This is a genomic window from Sporomusa sp., from assembly GCF_057736855.1.
Genome location: NZ_JBYKYF010000246.1, coordinates 1 through 4,712 on the forward strand (window position 1 = coordinate 1; position 4,712 = coordinate 4,712).

Below are 4,712 nucleotides of genomic sequence, written 5' to 3' on the forward strand. Positions count from 1 at the left end.
AAACAAAACAAACGGTATACCGACAATAGTAAAACCCAAAAGCCACATAACACCAATCATTTTAATATTATTACACATTACGCTGGTTAATAAGGTATGGGTGTCAGTATTTCCATCCTGCTGCCCGATTAATCCCTGAAAAAACACCTGTAAATAGCCGATAAGTTCACTTTTTTGCTCGTCTGGCAATGTTTTTACAGCCATAGCGCCAAGAACTATTCCAATAATGAATATAAGGATCATAAAAAAATAGGCAACAATATTCGCGCGGATATACTCGACAACATGTTTGCGAAGCAGTTTTAGCATGCATGTACCTCCCTGCCAGTACCTGCTACAATATATGTTCTGCTAAAACTGTTTAGACCTTGTTGTCCACTACATTTTGACCATCCGTCCATATATGCCGCCACCACCGGCAGCAATAGCTGCCGCACCTGTACGGGCACTGATAATCAGATCGGCTATTTTAGTGCCAACTACGTTAGCCAGTGCTTCATAGGTGACATAATGTAAAATATTCATTTCTGTGCCGAATGCGTCTAGTAATTTGGTCATATTTTTCTTGCCGAGCCCAGGAATAAACTCCAAAGGAATTTGATAAACATAGCGTGGACGGTGAGCAGGATGGCGAGGTTCAGGATAGTCGGCTATTTCATTAACTCGGTCAAACACACCCTTTACCAGGCTACTGCTACCACATTGCGGGCAGCAGCAGCCTGTCAACCCAGAGGTATCTGTAAAAGCACAGTTTAAACAAAAAGTATGATGGTATTTCCCCAGCCGAGGATCTAAACCATAATTGGCTATTACCTGTCGTCCGCCAGTACGGGACAGCGTTTTGGCTATTTCTGCAAAAGACAGGGCTTCCATGCCAAAAATATTATACTCCCGGGCAATTTTGTCCAGTGAGTGAGCATCTGAATTCGTTAGATATGTATAATCACGCAATTCGTCAATTCGATCGGCCATATCGGTGTCAGCACTAAGCCCCAGTTCAATTGCCGCCAATTGACTCATTTCTTTATCAGTTAAAATATAGGAAAGTTTATCACAACACACGCCATACAAACTTTTATGCGGCGTAAAAACATGGGCCGGCACAATGAGTGCACCAAAACTGCTGGCAATACGAACTAGTTGTTGTAATGGCATGTGGGCATTCTGCGAGCTAAGATTGATATTACGTATAAACTGGCTCATATATGCAGAAAACGCCGTCATAGTTTCCATATCGGGGATAAACACCAAAGTATGTGCCAATCCGCCATTGGTTTCCCTGGTTTCGATCTCAGCGCCAAGAACCAACAGCATATGCTGCTTGTAGAGATAGCCACCATTGCTAACTGGTACAAGCAAGCCTTCTGATACAAGCTTTTTAATATCCGCAAGCACTAAGGGTGATAATGCATCTACTATGCCAACAATATCCATACCTTTTCGTCCGGCAGCCTCATGTAAAATTTCACGTACGGTCAAACGGCGGGATGTGGGAATTTTTACCCATTTACCACTTTCACTTATACCGACATGAATATGTAAATCAGCAAAATATTGATTTTGCATGCTCTATATCCCAGCCAGACACAACGCCACCAACGTTTTGGCATCGCAAATATCACCATTAGCAATCATCTTCCGGATCTGTTCAGGGGTATACTTTTCAATTTTGATAAATTCATCCTCATCAGGTTGTTGGTCAGATTCGACTAAGTCTTCAGCTCGATAAAGATGTATAACCTCATTGGAAAATCCCGGAGTTGTATACATGGATGTCAGTTTATGCAGTTTATTAGCAACAAAACCGGTTTCTTCAGCCAGTTCTCTCAGAGCACAGCTTTCGGGCCTTTCAGCAGGATCAAGCTTACCTGCCGGAACTTCGAGAATAATTTTGCCAATAGGGTGCCGAAATTGACGTACTAAAATAACCTGTCCCTCTTTGGTTATAGGCACAACAGCAACGGCCCCAGGGTGTTCGACTACTTCCCTGGTTGCGGTACGTCCATTGGGAAGTAATACTTCATCTTTTCTTACATTAATGATTTTCCCTTCAAACAAGCGGGTTGAATGTAAAGGTTTCTCACACAAATCAATTTCGTTATTGAGCATAAACGCTACCTCCAATCATGGTATATATTACCAGCACTTATCATATATTACCTCCATAAGGAGGAATGTTTTTTATGAAAATCATTGTCTGTAACGGACTGTATTTCATCGGAAACATGAAAGATATAGTGAAAGAGCTGCAAAAGTTAAGCAAACATTATAGAACGCTGCGAGAAGTCATCGTCAAAAATATGCAGTAAAGAAAACCGTGGTTATGCCACGGTTTTTGAGTCTACCAGAATTTATAATGAAATTCTGTTGTCATAAAAACAACTAAGACTTCTGCCGCGACGCGCCTGCTGGATAGTATCAAGTATTGATTTCGCCAGAATAGGCATAGCAATGAAATTCTTAAGACTCAACACAAGCCCAGTCTTTTATCTATTCCATCATCCAAGGATATTGCGTATAAGGTTTCATAACAAACAGAGGTATATTGCTTTGGACGCTTGTTTCCAGCCATTCAGGTACTACTGCCCAAGTAACAGGTAAAGAAAGTTGTCGGGCGGCTGCTTCGACAATAACTTGGCCTTGATAAACATGTTCTGCTGTTGTTTCCGGCCCAAGATTAGTATTATTAACCATACCGCTGATTTTAAGTCGTGAAACTTGTTCGATACGTTTCAAGATGTGAATAATGCTCTGAACATCATTGGTAAAGGGCCGCTTGGTATTTATAACCAGTAAGGCTTGGTAAGCATCTTGACTCAAATATCGGTTAAGTTGTCCTAAAACAATGGCAGATTCTCCACCGCCAACATCTATGACTACATGGATATCGGTTTGGGAAAGCACGCTAACGATATTGTGAGGTAATACCGGTAAATCCGCCTGCGCCAACCGCGGTTCAGGAGCTATTACTCGGATTCCGTTTTTTTCTAACAGCTCACGGTTTTCCCTTATCCTAAAATACGGTTTCACCAAATCCATATCGACAATTGCTGTAGCTATTCCCTTTTCTTTTAATTGTAAAGCATAATTGACAGCTAACTCTGTTTTGCCGCTGCCAAATTCTCCGACAAAAATTGTTATGCGTTTACCTCTCATATCTTTTCCTTATCTGTTATTCATATACTTTCGGTGCCTTTTGGCCACAACAATCCACAACGCTCCATCAACTAACCTGGATAATTAGCAACGATTTTATACTCCTGCATCCCCTTCCTCCACGCTTTTTAATAACATTGTTATTTATTCATTGCCTGGTTAAAAAATCCTGCAAACGAAATTAACCCTCCAGACGTATTGTCCAGAGGGCTGATTAGTGGCTAGCTAGCTCTCATTTCCATGCGTAATTTATCAGCAATCATGGCCATAAATTCAGAATTGGTTGGTTTGCCTTTGTCCAGCTTAATAGTATATCCGAACAGCTTATTAATCATGTCAATATTACCCCGATTCCACGCTACTTCAATGGCGTGTCGGATAGCCCGTTCAACCCGACTAGGAGTAGTAGAATATTTTTCAGCAATCATCGGATAAAGAACTTTAGTAACGGCTCCCAACAATTCTACTTCAGCAACAATCATCATTATGGCATCACGAAGATATTGATAGCCTTTTATATGTGCCGGAATCCCAATTTCTCTAATAATATTGGTAACCTCTACGTCTATGGGCCGTGATTTGACTATCGGTACAGTAGCAGCAGCAGTAATCGGCCGATCATTAACAACAGTTCCAGCTAGTTGTCTAATTCGGCTGATAAGCACATCCATGTTAAATGGTTTTAATACATAATAATCCGCGCCTAATTCAACGACTCGCTGAGTAATGTTTTCCTGACCAAATGCAGTCAACATGATAGTTTTGGGGCGTTTGTTAGTAGAAGCGTTAATGCGTTCTAAAACGCCAATCCCATCCAAATGCGGCATGATAATGTCTAAAACTATCACATCCGGAGATTTTTCTTCGATAATAGATAACATTTGCTCTCCGTTATAAGCTACACCGACTAGCTCAATATCAGACTCTCGGTTAAGACATTCCTGAAGAATTTCCGAGAACTCTTTGTTGTCGTCAGCAATAGCTACTTTGATTGTTCCGTTAAGCGTTACCATTGGCATCCTCCCTGCAAATATCTTAATATATAAGCCATATTACAACATGTTCGACAAAACCACGCCAGTTCCTTCCTGCATTGGCAAAAAAAACCATTTATTTTTTTTGATTATATTCTAAATATTATTTTAATTATATATGATTTAAAGATTTTATGACAAGCACAACTTGCCACTATCTCGGTTATATCGATTTTTATGAAAAAGTACTCCAGGCATCGGCTTGGAGTACTGCAAGACATGGGTTAATTTACTTTTCAGTTTTAACAAGTTCCTCTTTTTTTTCTTGCAAATTGACTGAAAGAGGGCGAAACGGAGTCACAGTTGAAATTGCATGCTTATAAACTAATTGCTGTTTCCCTTCATTTTCAATGATAACAGTAAAATTGTCAAAACCTTTTACGGCACCACGTAGCTGAAATCCATTAACCAGATATATAATTACCGGCACGCTTTCTTTTCGTACTTGATTTAAAAAACTGTCTTGCAGATTAATGACTTTATTAGTCAAATGAAACCCCTCCGTATCCATGTTCTACTCTT

General features: G+C 40.2%; 7 protein-coding genes. 1 reads left to right on the plus strand and 6 read right to left on the minus strand.

Annotation, left to right across the window (positions count from 1 at the left end; all coding sequences use genetic code 11):
- From AC29Z1_RS13730 to AC29Z1_RS13740, 3 genes are all read right to left on the minus strand, one after another.
- A partial coding sequence (locus tag AC29Z1_RS13730) for a stage II sporulation protein M (protein WP_488272020.1) occupies positions 1-309 on the minus strand: 309 nt, incomplete at its 3' end.
- Positions 310-378: 69 nt separating this feature from the next.
- Positions 379-1,566: an endonuclease Q family protein gene (locus AC29Z1_RS13735; protein ID WP_488272021.1), complete on the minus strand. Its 1,188-nt coding sequence runs from the start codon at positions 1,564-1,566 to the stop codon at positions 379-381.
- 3 nt (positions 1,567-1,569) lie between these two features.
- Positions 1,570-2,109: an NUDIX hydrolase gene (locus AC29Z1_RS13740; RefSeq protein WP_488272022.1), complete on the minus strand. Its 540-nt coding sequence runs from the start codon at positions 2,107-2,109 to the stop codon at positions 1,570-1,572.
- Positions 2,110-2,183: 74 nt separating this feature from the next.
- Here AC29Z1_RS13740 and AC29Z1_RS13745 point away from each other — a divergent pair, with 74 nt between their 5' ends.
- A complete protein-coding gene (locus AC29Z1_RS13745) occupies positions 2,184-2,309 on the plus strand; it encodes a hypothetical protein (RefSeq protein WP_488272023.1) in 126 nt (41 codons plus the stop codon).
- A gap of 181 nt (positions 2,310-2,490) precedes the next feature.
- On the opposite strand, the gene AC29Z1_RS13750 is transcribed toward AC29Z1_RS13745, so the two are convergent.
- The 3 genes from AC29Z1_RS13750 to hfq form a co-directional block, all read right to left on the minus strand.
- Positions 2,491-3,156, minus strand: coding sequence for a CpaE/TadZ family protein (locus AC29Z1_RS13750; protein ID WP_488272024.1), 666 nt, complete (start codon positions 3,154-3,156; stop codon positions 2,491-2,493).
- A 221-nt stretch (positions 3,157-3,377) separates the two neighbouring features.
- Complete coding sequence (gene spo0A, locus AC29Z1_RS13755) at positions 3,378-4,169, minus strand: sporulation transcription factor Spo0A (RefSeq protein ID WP_488272025.1); 792 nt, start codon at positions 4,167-4,169, stop codon at positions 3,378-3,380.
- Positions 4,170-4,419: 250 nt separating this feature from the next.
- On the minus strand, positions 4,420-4,680 hold the full coding sequence (gene hfq / locus AC29Z1_RS13760; protein WP_488272026.1) for an RNA chaperone Hfq: 261 nt from the start codon (positions 4,678-4,680) through the stop codon (positions 4,420-4,422).
- Between the last annotated feature and the right edge of the window lie 32 nt (positions 4,681-4,712).

Bases quoted from the DNA above. Each gene is read 5' to 3' on its own strand.
- AC29Z1_RS13735 (WP_488272021.1), bottom strand. From the start codon at position 1,566: ATGCAAAATCAATATTTTGCTGATTTACATATTCATGTCGGTATAAGT.
- AC29Z1_RS13740 (WP_488272022.1), bottom strand. From the start codon at position 2,109: ATGCTCAATAACGAAATTGATTTGTGTGAGAAACCTTTACATTCAACC.
- AC29Z1_RS13745 (WP_488272023.1), top strand. From the start codon at position 2,184: ATGAAAATCATTGTCTGTAACGGACTGTATTTCATCGGAAACATGAAA.
- AC29Z1_RS13750 (WP_488272024.1), bottom strand. From the start codon at position 3,156: ATGAGAGGTAAACGCATAACAATTTTTGTCGGAGAATTTGGCAGCGGC.
- spo0A (WP_488272025.1), bottom strand. From the start codon at position 4,169: ATGGTAACGCTTAACGGAACAATCAAAGTAGCTATTGCTGACGACAAC.